Consider the following 16,799-nt stretch of genomic DNA (forward strand, 5'->3'; position numbering starts at 1 on the left):
GTTAACGAGAATCATTTCGACTTGTATTATTATTTGCACTCGATGGAGATATCCACATGAAGACCGGGGTAGGCAGCACGACTGCCATCGCGTTGCTGCTTTATCTGCTCGGCGGCGGTGGCGCCGCGCTGGCGCAGACAGCCAATGACAATGCACAAGGCGCCGCGAGTGATGGCGCAACGGACGCGGGCAAGCAGCTTCCCGCCGTCAAAGTCAGCAACCGGCGCGAACAGACCACGACCGGCACCGCTGACGGTTATGTGCCGATTACGGCCGTTACTGCCACTAAAACGGACACGCCACTCATCGAGACGCCGCAGTCGGTTTCCGTCGTCACGCGCGACCAGATGACCGACCAGAACGCCCAGACCGTGACCGAGGCGCTGCGCTACACCGCGAGCGTCACCTCGGAGATCCGCGGCGCGTCGGCGGCCGGTGCGCCCTATCTGATGAGCCGCGGCTTCTATCTGGAGCAGTTCCTCGACGGCGCGCGGCAACCGAGCGACATCAGCTTCGGCTACGCGATTCCCGCGTTCGATCCCTACGGGCTCGAACGCATCGACGTGCTGCACGGCCCGGCTTCGGTGCTCTACGGTCAGGCCAACCCCGGCGGCGTCGCCAACCTGGTGAGCAAGCAGCCCACCACGACGCCGGTTCACGAGGTGTTCTTCACCACGGGCAGCCACAATCGCGCGGAAGGCGGCTTCGACCTTGGCGGCGCCATCAACCAGGATGGCTCGCTCTCCTACCGGTTGACGGGCACGGCGAACCGCAACGACACGCAGGTCGACGGCGCGAAGCAAAGCCACGTGTACATCGCGCCCGCCATCACCTGGAAGCCGGACGCGAACACCACGCTCACGGTGCTCGCGAAGTACCAGCGCGACCCGGACGTGGGCTACTACAACTTCGTGCCGGCGATGGGGAGCCTGTTCGAGACGCCGAACGGCAGGATCTCGACGCACACGAATCTCGGCGACCCGAACTTCGACTCGCATTCGCGTACGCAGGCTTCGGTCGGCTACCAGTTCGAGCACCGGTTCAACGACGTGTGGACCTTCCGCCAGAACCTGCGCTACACGTACGTGCGCGACGACTTCTCGAACGTGTTCGCCAACGGCTTCTCCGACGACTCGGCCACCACGCTGAACCGCTACGCGTTCTTCAACGACGAGAGCGCGAAGTTCTTCACGGTCGACAATCAGGCCCAGGCGAAATTCTCGACGGGCCCGGTCAGCCACACGGCGCTCTTCGGCTTCGACTATCAGCGCGTGCTCTATCGCGAGCGCGTGGGCCTCGGCGCCGCGCCGCAGCTCGATCCTTTCGCGCCGGTCTATCAGAGCGTGGCCATGCCGAACGCCACCTCGGACGACAACATCCGCATGACTCAGTTTGGCGTGTACGCACAGGACCAGCTCGCCTGGAACAGGTGGCGCTTCCTGATCGGCGTGCGCCAGGACTGGGCCTCGTCCGACGACAACAATCCGGTCACGGCGTCGTACACGTCGCAGTCGGCGCGCGCCTTCACGTGGCGCACCGGTCTCGTCTACCTGTTCGACAACGGCTTCGCACCCTACGCCAGCTTTGCGAAGTCGTTCAATCCCCAGGCGGGCGTGCTCGCCGACGGTTCGGCGGCCAGGCCGACCACGGCCGAGCAGTACGAAGTGGGCGTGAAATACCAGCCGCGCGGCTACAACAGCTTCATCACGGCCTCGGTGTTCGACCTGCGCGAGCGCAATGTGCTCACGTCCGACCCGGCGAACCCCGGCTTCAGCACCCAGGCGGGCCAGGTGCGCGCACGCGGGTTCGAGCTCCAGGGTCAGGCCAGTCTTTCCGACGACCTGAATATCACCGCTTCGTACACCTATCTGAACAACGTCACGACCGATTCGAACGACTCGGCCACGACCATCGACGGCGGCACGACCCCGTTGCAGGGCAAGACGACGTGGGGGATTCCGCGCAACGTCGCGGCCGCCTGGATCGACTACACGCTGCACGGCGGTTCGCTGCGCGGCCTCGGGTTCGGCGGGGGCGTGCGCTACCTGGGTTCGAGCTACGACGAGTCGAACACGATCCGCGTGCCGTCGGTCACGCTCATCGACGCCGCCATTCACTACGACACGGGCCGTCACTGGCTGCTCTCGCTGAACGGGACCAACCTGTTCAACCGGCAGTACGTGGCGTCCTGTTTCAGCGCGAACACCTGCACCTACGGCGACGGCGTCGAGGTGCTCGCGACCGCGCGCTATCGCTGGTAAGGCAAGCGATGCGTTCGATGCAGGCAACCCACGCGCCCGCTCTCGACGATGCGAGGCAGCCGCGCGAGCGCGCGGGCGGCGCGTTGTACGAGATCGAGGGCGTGTCATTCGAAGCGGACGCACGCATGCTGCTCGCGCCGCTCTCGCTCTCGCTCACGGCGGGCCGCATGATCGCGCTCATCGGCCATAACGGCTCGGGCAAGAGCACGCTCCTCAAGCTGCTGGCGCGCCAGCAGGCGCCCTCGGGCGGCTCGCTGCGGTTTGCGGGCCGCGAGCTGGGCACATGGTCCGCGCGCGAGTTCGCGCGGCGTGTGGCCTACCTGCCGCAGCACCCGCCGCAGGCCGCGGGCATGACCGTGCGCGAGCTCGTCGCGCTAGGCCGGTATCCCTGGCATGGCGCGCTGGGCCGCCTGCGCGCGGAGGATCGCGCGATGATCGACGAGGCGTTGCGCGTGACGGATACGGCGCGTTTCGCCGCGCAGCTTGCCGAGCATCTCTCGGGCGGCGAGCGTCAGCGGGTCTGGCTCGCCATGCTCGTCGCGCAAGGCGCCTCGTGCCTGCTGCTCGACGAGCCGACCTCGGCGCTCGACATCGCACACCAGATCGACGTGCTGCGCCTGTTGCGCAGCCTCGCCGACACACACGACCTGAGCGTCGTGATCGTGCTGCACGACATCAACCTCGCCGCGCGCTTTTGCGACGAACTCGTCGCGCTGCATGGCGGCCGGCTGCTGACGCAAGGCACGCCCGCCGAGCTGATGCGAAGCCCGGTGCTCGAAGCGATCTACGGCGTCCCCATGGATATCGTGCCGCACCCGCATGGCGGCAGCCCCATCGCGGTGGCGCGCTGACCATGCAAAGGCGAACCTTTCTGCTTTCAGTGGCCGCCGGCGCGGCGGCGCTTGGCGGAGGCGCGCCGCGCGCGTCGACCCGCGCTGCCGCGCAACACGACGCACCGCGCGTCGTCGTGCTCGACTGGGGGCTTGCCGAGACGCTGCTCGCGCTCGGCGTGGTCCCGGCGGGCGTTGCCGAAATCGGCGACTACAACGCGAATGTGGTCACGCCGCGCGTGCCGCCCGGTGTGCCGGACGTCGGTCTGCGACTCGCGCCGAGCCTCGAGTGGCTCGCGCAGCTTGCTCCCGATCTCATCCTCATCAATTCGAGCCAGGAGTCGCAGCGCGACATGCTGGAGCGCATTGCGCCGGTGCGCGCCTTCGCGGTCTATACCGACACGGGCGCGCCCTACCTGCGCGCCGCATCGGTCACGCGCGAACTGGGCGCGCTCTGCCGCCGCGAGGCGGCCGCGCAGGCCCTCATCGCGCAAACGGCGCAGGCGCTCGCCGCCAACCGCGCGCGTCTTGCAGCGGCTGTCGCGCCCGCACGGCCGCTTTATCTGATCCGCTTCTTCGACGCGCGGCACGTCGGCGTGTATGGCGCGCGCAGCCTGTTCCAGGATGTGCTCGACACGCTCGGTCTCGCCAACGCTTGGCGCGGCCCAACCGACTACTGGGGAATCGGCGTCGCGCCGCTGGAGGCGCTGGCCGCCGCGCCCGACGCCAGCATGCTCTACTTCGACCCGCTGCCCCAGGACGTTGCGCGCACGCTCGCGTCGAACCGCCTGTGGCGAGCGTTGCCGCCCGTCGCCCACGACCGCGTGGCCGCGCTGCCGCCCTTCTGGGGCTTCGGCATGCTGCCCTCGGCGCGCCGCTTCGGCGATGCGATCACGCGGACCTTGCTCGCGGGACCCGCCAGCGCGACCCACGCAACCGGTATCGCCCACTCATGAGCGGAATCGATCGTCTTTCTCCGCCGCCGACCGAGGCACCTTCCCAGGCAACCCCCGAGGCACCCCTCGCGACGTCGGCGAGCGCCGGGCACGGGCGCCTTTCCGGCTCGCTCGTCGTCGTGGCGCTCGGGCTAGCGCTCGTCGCGGCCGTCGGCCTGTCGGCGCTCAACCTGGCCGCTGTCGCGCCACGCTCGCTGTGGTGGCAGGCGCTCCTTTCGCCCGATGCGCGCGACATCCGCCAGATCATCGTGCACGATAGCTGGCTGCCGCGCATCGTCACCGCCTGGCTCGCCGGCGCGACGCTCGGCCTCGCGGGCACGATCTTCCAGCAGGTGCTGCGCAATCCGCTCGCCGAGCCGATGACGCTCGGCATTTCCGCCGGGGCCCAGCTCGCGCTCACGCTCGCCGCGCTCTGGGCGCCCGCTTCGCTCGCCGCTCACGGTCTCGCGCGCGAGCCGGTCGCGCTCGCGGGCGCGCTGGCCGCCGCGGCCATCGTGTTCGGCCTCGCGTGGCGCAGCGGCCTCGCGCCGGTGACGGTCGCCGTCGCGGGTCTCGTCGTGACGCTCTGGTGCGGCTCGGTCAGCGTCGCGCTCCAGCTCTTTCACACGCCTTATCTGCGCGGCCTGTTCATCTGGGGCGGCGGCTCGCTCGTCCAGCAGGACTGGAGCGATGTCGCCGCGCTCGCGCCCCGGCTCGCCGTGGGAGGCGTGCTCGCGTGGCTGCTGCTGCGCCCGCTCCAGCTCTTCAGTCTCGACGACGCCAACGCCCGCAGCCTCGGTCTCGCACTGCGCCGCCTGCGGCTTGCCGCGCTCGCGCTCGCCGTCATGCTGAGCGCCGCCGTGGTGAGCACGGTTGGCGTGATCGGTTTCATCGGGCTCGCCGCGCCCGCTCTCGCACAGCTCGCGGGCGCGCGACGCATGGCGCAGCGCCTCGTGCTGGCGCCGTTGTGCGGCGCGCTGCTGCTCTGGCTCACGGATCAGGCCGTGCAACCGCTGGCCAACGCGCTCGGCGAACTGGTGCCCGCTGGTGCCGCGAGCGCGCTGTTCGGTGCGCCGCTCATGCTGCTCCTGCTCGCGCGCATGCCGCGCACGCAGCGGCTCGACGCCGTCGCTTCGATATCGCGTCGAGTCTCTCGCGCCATGTCGATCCGGCGTCGCTTCGCGCTGATCGCAATCCTGAGCGCCACAACGTTGGTGCTCGCGTTCGATTTCGGCCGGGGCGTGCATGGCTGGCAGTTCAGCAGCCTCGCCGATCTCTCGCACGTCGCGATCTGGCGCGCGCCGCGCGAGATTGCCGCCTTCGCGGCCGGCGTCATGCTCGCGCTGGCAGGCACCCTGTTGCAGCGGCTCACCGGCAATCCGCTCGCGAGTCCGGAGGTGCTGGGCGTGTCCGCCGGGGCCGCGCTCGGCTTCATCGCGCTCGTGGCCTGCGCGGCCGACGCTGGGCACGGCGCGCGTCTTGCGGCCACGTCCGGCGGCGCGTTCACGACGCTGCTCGCTATCCTCTGGTTCGCGCGCCGCTCGGCGTTCGCACCGCAACGCGTGCTGCTCGTGGGCATTGCGATCGGCGCGCTGTTTCAGGCCGTGGTGGCCGTGGTCATCGCCGGCGGCGGCGAACGGGCGGCCACCCTGCTCACCTGGCTCTCGGGTTCCACTTACACGGTCACGCCTCGCGACGCGACGCTCGCGCTCGGACTCTGTCTCGTGCTCGCCGCGCTTGCGCCGCTCACCGGCAGGCTGCTCGCGATCCTGCCGCTCGGCGACGCCAGCGCACGCGCGCTCGGCGTGCACACGCCGCTTGCGCACGGCGCGCTGCTCGCCCTCACCGCGTTACTGAGCGCCGCAGCGACCTTGATCGTCGGGCCGCTGTCGTTCGTGGGGCTCACGGCGCCGCATTTCGCCCGCCTCGCGGGCGCGCGGCGTCCGCTCGACCAGTTGCTGCTCGCCGCGCCCATCGGCGGACTCACGATCGTCATTGCCGACTGGCTCGGGCGCACGCTGCTGTTGCCGCGCGAACTGCCGGCCGGCCTGGTTGCAACGCTTTTCGGCGCGCCGTGGCTCATGTGGCTGCTCGCGCGGCGCGCCTCCGCCGCCTGATTTCCCCACTGCATCTTCAAGAATAACGACGGAGAAAACCATGCTCTCCCACCTGTTCCGGCTGCTGCGCCGCCTGTGGCCCATCTCGGCGCTCGCAACGCTCATGGGCGCGGCGAGCGGCATCGCCACGGCGGCGCTGCTCGCCCTCACGAACCGCACGCTGCACGACGGCGACGCCGCGCTGCCGACCTTCGTTGCGAGCTTCGCCGGCCTCTGCGCGCTTGCGCTCGCGGGCGAAGTGATCTCGGATATCGGCAACAACGTTGTCGGGCAGCGCGTAATCGCGGCGTTGCGCAAGGACCTCTGCGCGAAGATCATCGCCGCGCCGATCAGCGAGATCGAGCAGTTTCGCAGCCATCGGCTGATCGCCGCGCTCAATCAGGACATCGATACGATCAGCACGTTTTCCTTCATGTTTTCGAGCCTCGCCATCGCAACGGCCACCATCGCCGGTTGCCTCGGCTATCTGTTCGTGCTCTCGCCGATGCTGCTGCTCATTGCGCTCGTCGCCATCGCACTCGGCTCGATCGTGCAGTCGCTCGCGAGGCGCGTGGGCATTCGCCGCTTCGGCGCCGCCCGTGAAGCCGAAGATCGCCTGCAAAAGCACTATCGCGCGATGGTGGACGGCGCCAAGGAGTTGCGCATCAACCGCGAGCGCCGCGCCTTCGTCTACGGCCATGAGCTGTCCGGCACGATCAATGCGATTTTCCGGCTGCGCGTGCGCGCCGCCAATGTGTTCGTGAGTGCGAACGCGTTCGGCTCGCTGCTGTTCTTCGTCGTGGTCGGTCTCATGCTCGTGCTGCAAGGCGGCGCGGCCCATGCGGATCGCAGCGTGCTGACCGGATTCGTGCTCGTGCTGCTCTACATGAAGGGGCCGATTCAGGAGATCGTCGGCGCGCTGCCGTCCATCGGGCGGGCGCAAGTCGCGCTCAGGCGCATTGCGGCGCTTTCCGCACGGTTTTCGAGCAGCGAGCCCGCGCTGCTCGATGCGCCGCCTCGCGCGACGCCACGCAACGCGCAGGCGTTCGACACCCACGCGTTCCACACCATCACGCTGCGCGATATCACCTACCGGTTTCCCGCGCCGCAGGACGACAGCCATGCAGGCGCGCCGGCCGATATGGCCGGCTTCGCGCTCGGGCCGCTTTCGCTGACCGTCGCCCGCGGCGAAACGCTCTTCATCGTTGGCGAGAATGGCTGCGGCAAGACAACCCTGCTCAAGCTGTTGCTCGGTCTCTATGTGCCGGACAGCGGCGCGCTGCTCGTCGACGACGCACCGGTTCGCGCCGACGGGCTCGACGCCTACCGCCAGCTTTTTTCGGCGGTCTTCTCCGACTACCACTTGTTCGACACATTGCTGCCCGGCGAGCACACGCGCGAGAGCGAAGCGCAACGCTATCTGGAGCGGCTCGCGCTCGCGCACAAGGTATCGGTGCGAGACGGCATGTTCAGCACGACGGATCTGTCGACCGGGCAACGCAAGCGACTCGCGCTCGTGCATGCTTATCTGGAGGGCCGCCCGGTGATGGTGCTCGACGAATGGGCCGCCGACCAGGACCCGACATTCCGGCGCATTTTCTACACCGAGATCCTGCCGGACCTCAAACGCCAGGGCAAAACACTCATCGTGATTTCGCACGACGACCGCTATTTCGACGCCGCCGACCGGATTATCCGGCTTGAAGACGGGCGCATCGTCGAAGCGGTGCGGCCGGGGCGCGACACAGCAATGGCGTTCGCCGCGCGCAGATCGTGATGGGATCCCGCCCAGGCTTCACGCCCTCGACGCAGCGATACGCCAACCCGTCAGCGTCGGCGCCTGCGCAACCGCACCGCGAGGCTCGCCAGGATACCCAGTGTTCCGATCGTTTCCAACAAGGCGCTGAGCATGGTGTCCTCACCGAATTAGCGATGCAGCAGTAGGGGCGCATACGTTTTCACGAAGAACGCGAGCGTGATGCAGGAAGTGGCCAGCAACGTGAGGGCGCGGATGATTCGCGGCGGCGCCCGGCGACCGATGCGCGCCCCGACGTATCCGCCGATGATCGCGCCCACCAGCATGACCCGCGTCTCGGGCCAGCGCACCGCATTGGCGACAATGAAAGCGAGGACCGCCACGACGTTGGCGGCACTGACCAGCAGCGTGCGCGGTGCGTTGAGGTGTTTCAGGTCAGCGTTTTCGAGCAGGCCCCACATCGCAATCATCATGATGCCCACCGCGCCGCCGAAGTAGCCGCCGTAGACGCCAAGCGCGAACTGAACGGCCAGCACCGCACGCGCGTGAATGTGCCAGCGTGCGCGTAACGCCTCGCCCATGCGCCTGCCGAACGCGAGCGCGATGGAAGCCACCAGCAACAGCCACGGCAGCACGAACGTGAACGCCGCGGACGACGTCCACAACAACAGCAGCGCGCCCGCGAAGCCGCCGCACAGCGTCGTCGCGAGCAGCGCGCGCAGCGACACGGCGCCCACCGGCCGCAGTCCGTCGCGATACGCCCACGCGCTGGCCAGGCCGCCAGGGAACAGCGCGACAGTGCTGGAAGCATTCGCCTGAACCGGAGGCACGCCCGCCGCGATCAGCGCCGGCAAACTGACGAACGAGCCGCCCCCTGCCAGCGCATTCATCGCGCCTGCCAGCAATCCTGTTGAAAAAATCAAGGCCGTCGAGTTCATGCCAGCGATGTTAGTCGCCGCCCCACATTCCGACAATCTGGCAATTCCGGTGCTAGACTTCGGAAAATCCGAACCTATGACAATCGCCCATGCGCTTCGACTTGACCGATTTGCGCCTATTCCTGAGCGTGGTGGAATGCGGCAGCCTCACACATGGCGCCCAGGCAATGCATCTCGCGCTGGCATCGGTCAGCGAGCGCATGGCCAGCATGGAAGCGGCGCTGGGCGCGCCGTTACTGGAACGCAACCGTCGCGGCGTGCGCACGACCGCTGCGGGCGACGCCCTGGTCCGTCATGCGCGTTCGATCCTGGGTCAGGTCGAAATGATGCGCGGGGAACTGCGGACCTACGCAACGGGCCTGAAAGGGCGCATCCGGCTGCTCTCCAACACCGCCGCCATGGCGGCGTTCCTGCCGCCGCAGCTCTGCCGATTTCTGGCGGCGCATCGCGACCTGTCGATCGATCTGGAGGAGCGGCCCAGCGCCGAGATCGTCCAGACCCTCATGGACAGGCGCGCGGATCTGGGTGTCGTTGCGGACATCACGGATCTCGGCACGCTGCAAACGCACCTGATCGCCAGCGACCAGCTCGTCGTGGTCGCGAGCCATTCGCATCGTTTCTCCCGGCAATCGGACGTTGCCTTTACCGATATCCTCGACGAGCCCATCGTGGGCATGGCGGACACGGCGCTCGAAACGCATCTCGCGGAACGTGCATCGCGTCTGGGGCGGCAGCTCGACTACCGCATCCAGTTGCGCAACGTCGACCATGTGGTCATGCACGTGGAAGCCGGCATTGGCGTTTCAATCCTTTCCGAAGGGCTGGCCAGAACGCTGCGCCGCGACCTCACCGTCCTGCCGCTATCGGAAGCGTGGTCCACGCGACGGCTCTACCTCTGCGCGCGCGACTTTTCCGCACTGACTCCGCACGCCGGCCTGCTGGCCGAGCAACTGCGGCAGAGCGCGCCGTAGACGTTTTTCATGGTTCGACGACAGCCTCCGGGAACCAGCAAGGACTGCCAGGGATCGACATTCGCTTTTTTGACAGCACCTGCGGCTCGCAATCATGCTAACGACGTATCTAACCTTCTTCATGTACGGGTGCGCCATCGCCATTGGCCTGTACAACATCTGGCGGCCCGTGCCGGGCGGCGCAAAGCGGTTGCGACGGATGTACTACATCGTGGCGCTGGGCCTTATTGCGTTCGGAACGCTCGTGGTGGTCGATTCGGCGAGACAAGGGGTGGGCGGCGCGGTCACGGGCATGGCCGGCGTAATGATCCTGCTTGGCATGCTGCTCATCTGTCTGGGTCTTTGCGTTCGAGGCGCAAGAAAACTGTTCTCGCGGATAACGAGCGGACCTTCGCGATGTGCCAGGGAGCGAGGATGGGAGCCGCCTGTTTGATCGACGGCTCCGCTCCGCAAGCGGCCGTATCAACCGTTCCCGCCGTGAAATAGCGTCAGCTTGTTCGATACCGAGTTCACGCCCGGCACCGAACGCGTAACGTCTTCCGCCTGCCGGATCTGGTCGCCATTGCGAACCGTGCCGCTGAGCGTCACGGCGCCGTCGCGCGCGCGAACGAAAACACCGGAAACATTGAACCCCGGCGCTTTCGACAGTGCGCGCCGCACAGCACGCGCGAGCGCCCGGTCCGACTTCGTCGTGCTGGATGCCGAGGGCGTCGCGCCCGGCGCCATCGACGCATCGGAAGGCGCGGTTGCCGACTGGGCATTCGCGATGCCGGTAATGATCAGCAGAAAAGACGCACACAAGGCGCATCGCAGGTTTGAATTCATGACCGGCTCCTGTCATTGCCGCGCAGGCACAGCGTCGTGTCGCGGCTAAAAATCAGAGGAATAACCCGATGCGTACCGTGACTGCCCGTATCAGCGCTCAATAAGCGCACGAGCGGGAGCGACACAACATCAAAAGTCTATACCGCGCGGCGCGCCTTACTTGCCTCCTTTCGATCGGCATTCAGGCCGCCCTGTGCGGGCTTTTTCTTCGACTACTGACTCTGCGCCTGGCGCGCAACGCGGTGCTATAGTCGGTCACTCGTCCAGCGACACTCCGACTGCCATGTCCTGCGAAGCCTGCCAAAGAATGCAACTGGGCGACACGGTCCCTCCCCACGACGGGCTGCGGATCATCGACGGGCGCACCCGGCTGCGCCCACTCGGGCGTCGCCCCGTGCTCCTGCAACGTTACGGTTGCCGCATTTGCCAGACAAACTGGTTGCTGGAAATCGATCCGCGACAGCCAGAGCACGCGGAATGGGTTTGTCTCTATCAGGCCTCAAGCATCCTCGCCCCTGTCTCGATCGTTCATCCGGGCGCCCGCTCATCGGCTCCTCCTGCTGCCACCAAACGGGCTGACGCCGCACACGCAGCAATACCCGAGCAACTCCTTCACAGCCTTCCCTGACCGGATCGCGCACGCTGCACCCGGACATTTCGCACATATGTGCGCTACAGCACACCAGGGACATCACAGCGAGAATACGCTTGGAGTCCGAATTAATTTCGTCTACCTTACGAAGGAAGACGAATCGCATTATGTATTGACCGTTATGGATAATGGATCGCGAATTCCAGTCTTTGCGGAATGATCGAACAGGATGTTAGACGCGGCAAACGTCGGAGCCGTCCGCAGCGGAGGACGCAATGTCATACTTGCCCTGGCTTTCGCAATATCCCCCCGGCGTTGCGGCGGACATCGACCTCGATGACTACCCTTCGATGGTCGCCCTCCTCGAAGAAGCCGTTACACGATTCGGCAACCGCATCGCCTTTCATCAGTTCGGCGTGGATCTCACCTATCGTCAACTGGACGAGCACGCCACCCGCCTCGCCGCCTATTTCCAGAAAGACCTCGGTCTGAAACCCGGCGACCGCGTTGCGCTGATGTTGCCGAACTCCCTGCAACATCCCATCGCGATGTTCGCCGCACTGCGGGCCGGGCTCACCGTGGTCAACGTCAACCCGCTCTACACCGCGCCGGAACTGGAAATTCTGATCAAGGATTCCGGTGCGCGCGCGATCATCGTCATGGAGGTTTCCGCCGCCACCGTCGAAAAGGTGCTCACCCGTGTCGCCATTGAGCACGTTATCGTGGCGCGCGTGGCGGAGATGCAGCACTTTCCGAGATCCATCCTCGTCGACTACGTCGTTCGGAAAAAGAAAAAGCTCGTGCCGCCCTGGACGATCGCCGGCGCGATCGCCTTCAGGACCGCCATGAGCGCGCGTGCGGCCGCGGACTTCACCGAACCGGCGCTGAGCCGCGAGACAAGAGCGCTCCTGCAATACACCGGCGGCACGACCGGCGAGCCCAAAGGAGTCGTGCTGACGCATGGCAACGTGCTCGCGAACGTGTTGATGTTCGCCGCGTGGGTGAAGCCGGTATTTCGTGCGAGCGGCGAAACCACACTCGTCGCGCTGCCCCTTTACCACGTCGCGGCCCTCGTGTGCCAATGCCTGGTCTCGTTTCATTTGGGAACCCGCTGCATTCTCGTGATGAACCCACGCGATATTCCCGGCCTCGTGAAAGATTTTGCAACGCACCGGCCAACCGTGTTCGGCGGTCTCAATACGCTATTCACGGCGCTGATGAACAACGCCGAGTTCAGCGCGCTCGACTTCTCGACATTGCGCAACACGTTCGGTGGCGGAACCGCGACCCAGCCGGCCGTTGCCGAGCGCTGGCAGACGCTCACCGGCAGCCCGGTGCTGGAAGTCTACGGGCTATCCGAAGCCGCGGGCGCGGTGACGGCCAATCCCGTCACGGCGGCGAACTTCGAAGGGACGATCGGCGTGCCGCTGCCTTCCACACGCATTGAAATCCGCGATGAACGCGGAGCGGCCGTGGCCAACGGTATGCCGGGCGAAATCTGGGTCGCCGGGCCCATCGTCATGCAAGGCTACTTCAACCGGCCCGAGGAAACGGCGCATGCGATCGGCGCCGATGGATTTTTCGCGACCGGCGATATCGGGGTCATGGACGAGCGCGGCATGATCAGGATTGTCGACCGCAAGAAGGACATGATTCTGGTCTCCGGTTTCAACGTCTACCCGAACGAAGTGGAAGGCGTGCTCTTCCGGCATCCCGGCATTCTCGAAGTTGCGGTGGTGGGCGTGGCGGATTCTCAATCCGGCGAGACGCCGGTGGCCTTCGTGGTGAAAAGCGATTCGGGATTGAGCGAACCCGACGTGATCGAGTTCGCGCGCAAAAGCCTGGCCGCTTACAAAGTGCCGAAGCAGGTGGTCTTCGTGAGCAGTCTGCCAAAAACGCCGGTCGGGAAAGTGCTGCGGCGACAGTTGCGAGACCAACTGGTGAATCGGACCTGATGCCTCACGCTTCGCTCTCGTAATGCAAACCGTATGCTCCCCGCGTCGGCCTGATGCTCGCGAAACCGGCTTCCCCCAAATGCATGCCGGCAACCAGAAGCCTCTCCGAACTGACCCTATCCAGAAGCCGTGATCGTGTAGTCGCGGCAAGGGACGAGTCTTGATCGAATGCAATCGAAACATCCGGCCGTTGAATCTGGATGTGAGGAAAATGAACGATATCCCCCCAGACAAGAAGACTCCGATTACGGGCTTCGAGGAGATATCCGGTATGTCCATCGGTGTGTCCCGGTAGCGGCATCGCGCTGATACCGGGGAGCACTTCGCCCTCATCGAACGTGCGCAGCCGGTCGCGGTAGCCATCGAAAACCTGGCGTGCTATCACGAAGTTGCCGCGCGCCCGCTCGCTGGCACGCGCCCTGTTCCCGTCATCCCGCCAGAATTCAACTTCGCGCTGATGAACCACCAGTTCCGCATTCGGGAAGCTCGCTTGTCCGGCCGCATCCATCAGCCCGCCGACATGGTCGGGATGCGCGTGCGTGAGCAGGATCGTGTCGATCGCGGTGGGTTCGATGCCCGCGAGCAATAAATGGGGCTTCAGGCGGCCGCCCCATTGCTTGATACCGCCAGCCCCGCCGTCGATGAGAACGGTGTGGCCCGGGCCTCGCACCACGTAGCAATTGATATGCACGGCAGACGGTTCCGTTTGCCCCGCATCGCGCTGCATGCTGGAAGCCTCGGACGCATCGATATTCGAGAGAAAGTCGAGGCTCGCGGTGAGGTAGCCATCGCTGATCGCGGTAATCGTGAAGTCGCCAACCTGCTGCGTTGGAAAGACAAGGGTGGACACAGTTCTTCTCCTGATCGGTTAGTTTCGGGCGTGAATATCCGACGCGGCATAACCAAAACAGCGGATACGCGCCATGAGCCCCGTGTGGCGAGCGATGGCATGATCCAGGACTTCCATGAACCGGCTCATGACCGGAGGAGTACGAAACGTCTCCAGACGATATTGGATTTCCACAAAGACGGGATGCCCGTGTCCATGCTGAACGCCCACATATACGACATGAACGTTCTTGAGTTTCGCTTCGAGAACATTCGTGCAGAGTTCGACGCAGTCGCGAGACAGATCGGCAAGGCTCGCGTCGGACGGCATGTGCTCCACATGAATATAGAAAGTCACATTTGGCATGGCAGTCCTGCTATTGCTGCTGCGTCGAAAGCGTGCGGAAGCTTGTCAGTTGTGCCGTCATCGGCGAGTAAAGATGGACGTCTTCAGCGACGCTCCCGACACGTTGAGCGTGACTGCGAGACATGACCGCAAGCCAGCGACGTTCGGGAGACTTCTCCAGCGCAACAGCGTGCATGCCTAACGGTTCGAGGCCCATCCGGATCAGCGGATCGGGGCCGCTTGCACAAAGCACGAGGCGTTCGTCGGCATTGACCGCTGGCGCGAGGCCGATATCGCTGTAGAGATTGCGATGCCAGTTAGTGATGTGTTGCTGCCACCTGGCGAAATTGCCGCCGCCTTTCTGGCGATATTCCTCTCCCGTCAGGACATCGAGTCCGTCGATCGTGTGGACGGCCAGGTAGACGGGGCAACCGTCGGTTATCGATCTGAAGCGCTGGGACGTATGAAAGCCGCTAACGGAGATGAGTGCGGGCAGCTTTTCAAGGCTGTAGAAGTCGTTCCATTCGGCTTCGCAGTTGGAATCGGCAAAGCTGCATTCCACGGTATAGATCATCGATTTGTCCTTCTGAGGGATGGGCTTCCTTCTGCGAATGATTCATGTTCATTGCAGCAATGTAATGGTAGCCTTGCATTCCCAGCGCGGATATCGAAGTTTAGTCAGGCTTCCGTGACATTTAATCAAGCTGGCGTGGAACCCATTTTGACCGGAGAACCTCCAATGCGACGCAAGATTCCCAGCAATTCCGCGCTTCTGGCCTTCGAGGCCGCGGCTCGACACGGAAGCTTTGCCCGCGCCGCCGAGGAACTGGCGCTCACCGAGGGCGCCATCAGTCGTCAGATTGGCCGGCTGGAAGCGTTCCTGGGTGTCGCGTTGTTCGAGCGAGTGGGCAATCGGGTGCGGCTCGCACCCAACGGCACGCGCTACGCGGCGCAGGTTCGGGAGATTCTGGACCGGCTGGAGCGGGACAGCCTGTATGTGATGGGGCAGCCTCTGGAGGGCGCGAGCCTCGATATCGCCGCCATTCCGACTTTCGCCACCCGCTGGCTGATTCCCCGGCTGAAGCGTTTTCAGGATCAGTACCCCAACATCACCGTGCATATCGCCGAACGCATGGAGCCCTTCCTTCTTGCCGGTAGCGGTTTCGACGCGGCCATTCATTTCGAGCATCCGGCATGGGCGGGCATGCATCTCCATCGCTTGCTGGAGGAGGTGCTTGTGCCCGTTTGCAGCCCGGCGCTGCTCGCAAACGCCGGTGCGAACGCGTCGCTCGATGCGTTGCCACGCCTTCACCGGCGACAAAATCCGGATGCCTGGCAGATTTACGCGCAAGAGACCGGCATCGCGCTTGGCAATTCCGCGGTTGGCGCGCGTTACGATCTTCATTCCATGCTGATAGAGGCCGCGCTTGCCGGTTTAGGCGTGGCGTTGGTGCCGCGTCTCTACATCGGCACCGAGCTTGAACAAGGCCGTCTGGTCGCGCCCTGGCCCGACGGCAAAGCCGTGACCAAAAACTTCTGTCTCGTTCTGCCGGAGCCGATCGAATTGAGCGAAACGCCATTACAGGCATTCGCGAAATGGATTCTTGATGAAGCCCGAGACTTGACGCCTTAAATCGCGCTTGTCGCGCGTCATCGTGCCGGCCCGCCTGCTACTCAGCAGTACCAATCAATCCGGCAATTCAAGCACGCTCGCTATCGATCAGAACGGGCTGGCCAGGCCCGGTTCTCGCGATGCGCCACGCTGGACGCACCGCCCGCCTGAATCGGCGTGTTACACGCGGCGTTTATGCATGGCCGGCCGCGTTCACCCTCGCATTACTGACCGATGCCGATCAGTTCGACTTCGAACGTGAGGTCGCTGTTCGGCGGGATCGGGCCGACTGCGCGGTCGCCGTATGCCGTCGCCGCCGGGCAGGTCAGCTTGGCCTTGCCGCCAACCTTCATCTTCTGGAGACCTTGCGTCCAGCACGGAATCACTCGGCCGAGCGGGAAAGTCGCCGCGCCGCCGTGCTTGTCGGAGCTGTCGAATTCGGTGCCGTTCGCGAGCGTGCCGCGATAGTTGACGCGCACGACGTCATTGGCCGTGGGTTGCGGGCCGGTGCCTTGCTTGATGTGCTCGACCACCACACCCGAGGGCAACTTCTCGATGGTGTTGGCGGCGAAAGCGCTCGATGCAACGGTAGCGGCGGCGAGAAAGGCGATCAGTGATTTCATGTAACGTCCTCGTTGAATGGCAGGACGATTATATCGGGATCCTCGTGCGGCCCCGATTCGTTGCGGGTCACGCCGCGCCCATGAGGCGCGCTACAAGGTGTCCTGCTCGAAGCAGTGATTCGCATTTAGTGCGTACACTGCCTTTACGCACGATCGCAAAGCCTGCCCTTGCGAATCCGGCGTCGTCGCACTACCAGCCATTTTATGCGCCACGATTCACCCTCTCGCGGC

15 protein-coding genes are annotated in these 16,799 nt (G+C 65.1%); 9 read left to right on the plus strand and 6 right to left on the minus strand.

All coding sequences use genetic code 11. From position 1 onward, the window contains the following. Positions 1–56: 56 nt before the first annotated feature. The 5 genes from C7401_RS15985 to C7401_RS16005 are packed head-to-tail and all read left to right on the plus strand — an operon-like array spanning position 57 to position 7,899. Positions 57–2,261 carry a TonB-dependent siderophore receptor gene (locus C7401_RS15985; RefSeq protein ID WP_112172357.1) on the plus strand — a complete coding sequence of 735 codons (2,205 nt, stop codon included), beginning with the start codon at positions 57–59 and terminating at the stop codon, positions 2,259–2,261. Positions 2,262–2,278: 17 nt separating this feature from the next. Further along, positions 2,279–3,112, plus strand: a complete 834-nt coding sequence (locus C7401_RS15990) for an ATP-binding cassette domain-containing protein (protein WP_112172418.1) — start codon at positions 2,279–2,281, stop codon at positions 3,110–3,112. Between the two features lie 2 nt (positions 3,113–3,114). Further along, the gene (locus C7401_RS15995) at positions 3,115–4,047 is read left to right on the plus strand and encodes an ABC transporter substrate-binding protein (RefSeq protein WP_112172358.1); all 933 of its coding nucleotides are present in this window, start codon (positions 3,115–3,117) and stop codon (positions 4,045–4,047) included. Then, the gene (gene fhuB, locus C7401_RS16000; RefSeq protein ID WP_112172359.1) at positions 4,044–6,143 is read left to right on the plus strand and encodes a Fe(3+)-hydroxamate ABC transporter permease FhuB; all 2,100 of its coding nucleotides are present in this window, start codon (positions 4,044–4,046) and stop codon (positions 6,141–6,143) included. The genes C7401_RS15995 and fhuB overlap by 4 nt, the downstream gene beginning before the upstream one ends. Positions 6,144–6,183: 40 nt before the next feature. Then, complete coding sequence (locus tag C7401_RS16005) at positions 6,184–7,899, plus strand: cyclic peptide export ABC transporter (RefSeq protein WP_112172360.1); 1,716 nt, start codon at positions 6,184–6,186, stop codon at positions 7,897–7,899. Between the two features lie 149 nt (positions 7,900–8,048). On the opposite strand, the gene C7401_RS16010 is transcribed toward C7401_RS16005, so the two are convergent. Then, positions 8,049–8,816 (minus strand): sulfite exporter TauE/SafE family protein, encoded by a 768-nt coding sequence (locus C7401_RS16010; protein WP_112172361.1) that lies wholly within the window; start codon positions 8,814–8,816, stop codon positions 8,049–8,051. 89 nt (positions 8,817–8,905) lie between these two features. Between C7401_RS16010 and C7401_RS16015 the strand changes: the two genes are divergently transcribed. Beyond that, a complete protein-coding gene (locus C7401_RS16015) occupies positions 8,906–9,787 on the plus strand; it encodes a LysR family transcriptional regulator (RefSeq protein ID WP_112172362.1) in 882 nt (293 codons plus the stop codon). Positions 9,788–9,881: 94 nt separating this feature from the next. Beyond that, positions 9,882–10,220 (plus strand): hypothetical protein, encoded by a 339-nt coding sequence (locus C7401_RS16020; protein WP_112172363.1) that lies wholly within the window; start codon positions 9,882–9,884, stop codon positions 10,218–10,220. 29 nt (positions 10,221–10,249) lie between these two features. On the opposite strand, the gene C7401_RS16025 is transcribed toward C7401_RS16020, so the two are convergent. Beyond that, positions 10,250–10,612 carry a BON domain-containing protein gene (locus tag C7401_RS16025; protein ID WP_112172364.1) on the minus strand — a complete coding sequence of 121 codons (363 nt, stop codon included), beginning with the start codon at positions 10,610–10,612 and terminating at the stop codon, positions 10,250–10,252. Positions 10,613–11,479: 867 nt separating this feature from the next. On the opposite strand from C7401_RS16025, the gene C7401_RS16030 reads away from it, so the two are divergent. Next, complete coding sequence (locus C7401_RS16030; RefSeq protein ID WP_112172365.1) at positions 11,480–13,159, plus strand: AMP-binding protein; 1,680 nt, start codon at positions 11,480–11,482, stop codon at positions 13,157–13,159. A 4-nt stretch (positions 13,160–13,163) separates the two neighbouring features. Here C7401_RS16030 and C7401_RS16035 read toward each other — a convergent pair whose 3' ends face one another. From C7401_RS16035 to C7401_RS16045, 3 genes are read right to left on the minus strand one after another with little or no spacing between them, the layout of a single operon-like run. Continuing rightward, on the minus strand, positions 13,164–14,009 hold the full coding sequence (locus C7401_RS16035) for an MBL fold metallo-hydrolase (RefSeq protein ID WP_112172366.1): 846 nt from the start codon (positions 14,007–14,009) through the stop codon (positions 13,164–13,166). Positions 14,010–14,027: 18 nt separating this feature from the next. Continuing rightward, on the minus strand, positions 14,028–14,354 hold the full coding sequence (locus C7401_RS16040; protein WP_112172367.1) for a hypothetical protein: 327 nt from the start codon (positions 14,352–14,354) through the stop codon (positions 14,028–14,030). Positions 14,355–14,364: 10 nt separating this feature from the next. Next, positions 14,365–14,907, minus strand: coding sequence for a sugar ABC transporter (locus tag C7401_RS16045; protein WP_112172368.1), 543 nt, complete (start codon positions 14,905–14,907; stop codon positions 14,365–14,367). 165 nt (positions 14,908–15,072) lie between these two features. Here C7401_RS16045 and C7401_RS16050 point away from each other — a divergent pair, with 165 nt between their 5' ends. Next, complete coding sequence (locus C7401_RS16050) at positions 15,073–15,966, plus strand: LysR substrate-binding domain-containing protein (protein ID WP_112172369.1); 894 nt, start codon at positions 15,073–15,075, stop codon at positions 15,964–15,966. Between the two features lie 203 nt (positions 15,967–16,169). Here C7401_RS16050 and C7401_RS16055 read toward each other — a convergent pair whose 3' ends face one another. After that, positions 16,170–16,568 carry an FKBP-type peptidyl-prolyl cis-trans isomerase gene (locus C7401_RS16055; RefSeq protein ID WP_112172370.1) on the minus strand — a complete coding sequence of 133 codons (399 nt, stop codon included), beginning with the start codon at positions 16,566–16,568 and terminating at the stop codon, positions 16,170–16,172. Positions 16,569–16,799 lie beyond the last annotated feature (231 nt).

It is taken from the genome of Paraburkholderia unamae, assembly GCF_003268775.1.
Classification (GTDB): domain Bacteria; phylum Pseudomonadota; class Gammaproteobacteria; order Burkholderiales; family Burkholderiaceae; genus Paraburkholderia; species Paraburkholderia unamae.

Excerpts from the sequence above, each read along its gene's own strand:
- C7401_RS15990 (WP_112172418.1), top strand. The coding sequence starts at position 2,279 with ATGCAGGCAACCCACGCGCCCGCTCTCGACGATGCGAGGCAGCCGCGC.
- fhuB (WP_112172359.1), top strand. The coding sequence starts at position 4,044 with ATGAGCGGAATCGATCGTCTTTCTCCGCCGCCGACCGAGGCACCTTCC.
- C7401_RS16040 (WP_112172367.1), bottom strand. The coding sequence starts at position 14,354 with ATGCCAAATGTGACTTTCTATATTCATGTGGAGCACATGCCGTCCGAC.
- C7401_RS16020 (WP_112172363.1), top strand. The coding sequence starts at position 9,882 with ATGCTAACGACGTATCTAACCTTCTTCATGTACGGGTGCGCCATCGCC.
- C7401_RS15995 (WP_112172358.1), top strand. The coding sequence starts at position 3,115 with ATGCAAAGGCGAACCTTTCTGCTTTCAGTGGCCGCCGGCGCGGCGGCG.
- C7401_RS16045 (WP_112172368.1), bottom strand. The coding sequence starts at position 14,907 with ATGATCTATACCGTGGAATGCAGCTTTGCCGATTCCAACTGCGAAGCC.
- C7401_RS16030 (WP_112172365.1), top strand. The coding sequence starts at position 11,480 with ATGTCATACTTGCCCTGGCTTTCGCAATATCCCCCCGGCGTTGCGGCG.
- C7401_RS16025 (WP_112172364.1), bottom strand. The coding sequence starts at position 10,612 with ATGAATTCAAACCTGCGATGCGCCTTGTGTGCGTCTTTTCTGCTGATC.
- C7401_RS16050 (WP_112172369.1), top strand. The coding sequence starts at position 15,073 with ATGCGACGCAAGATTCCCAGCAATTCCGCGCTTCTGGCCTTCGAGGCC.
- C7401_RS16055 (WP_112172370.1), bottom strand. The coding sequence starts at position 16,568 with ATGAAATCACTGATCGCCTTTCTCGCCGCCGCTACCGTTGCATCGAGC.
- C7401_RS16015 (WP_112172362.1), top strand. The coding sequence starts at position 8,906 with ATGCGCTTCGACTTGACCGATTTGCGCCTATTCCTGAGCGTGGTGGAA.
- C7401_RS15985 (WP_112172357.1), top strand. The coding sequence starts at position 57 with ATGAAGACCGGGGTAGGCAGCACGACTGCCATCGCGTTGCTGCTTTAT.
- C7401_RS16010 (WP_112172361.1), bottom strand. The coding sequence starts at position 8,816 with ATGAACTCGACGGCCTTGATTTTTTCAACAGGATTGCTGGCAGGCGCG.
- C7401_RS16005 (WP_112172360.1), top strand. The coding sequence starts at position 6,184 with ATGCTCTCCCACCTGTTCCGGCTGCTGCGCCGCCTGTGGCCCATCTCG.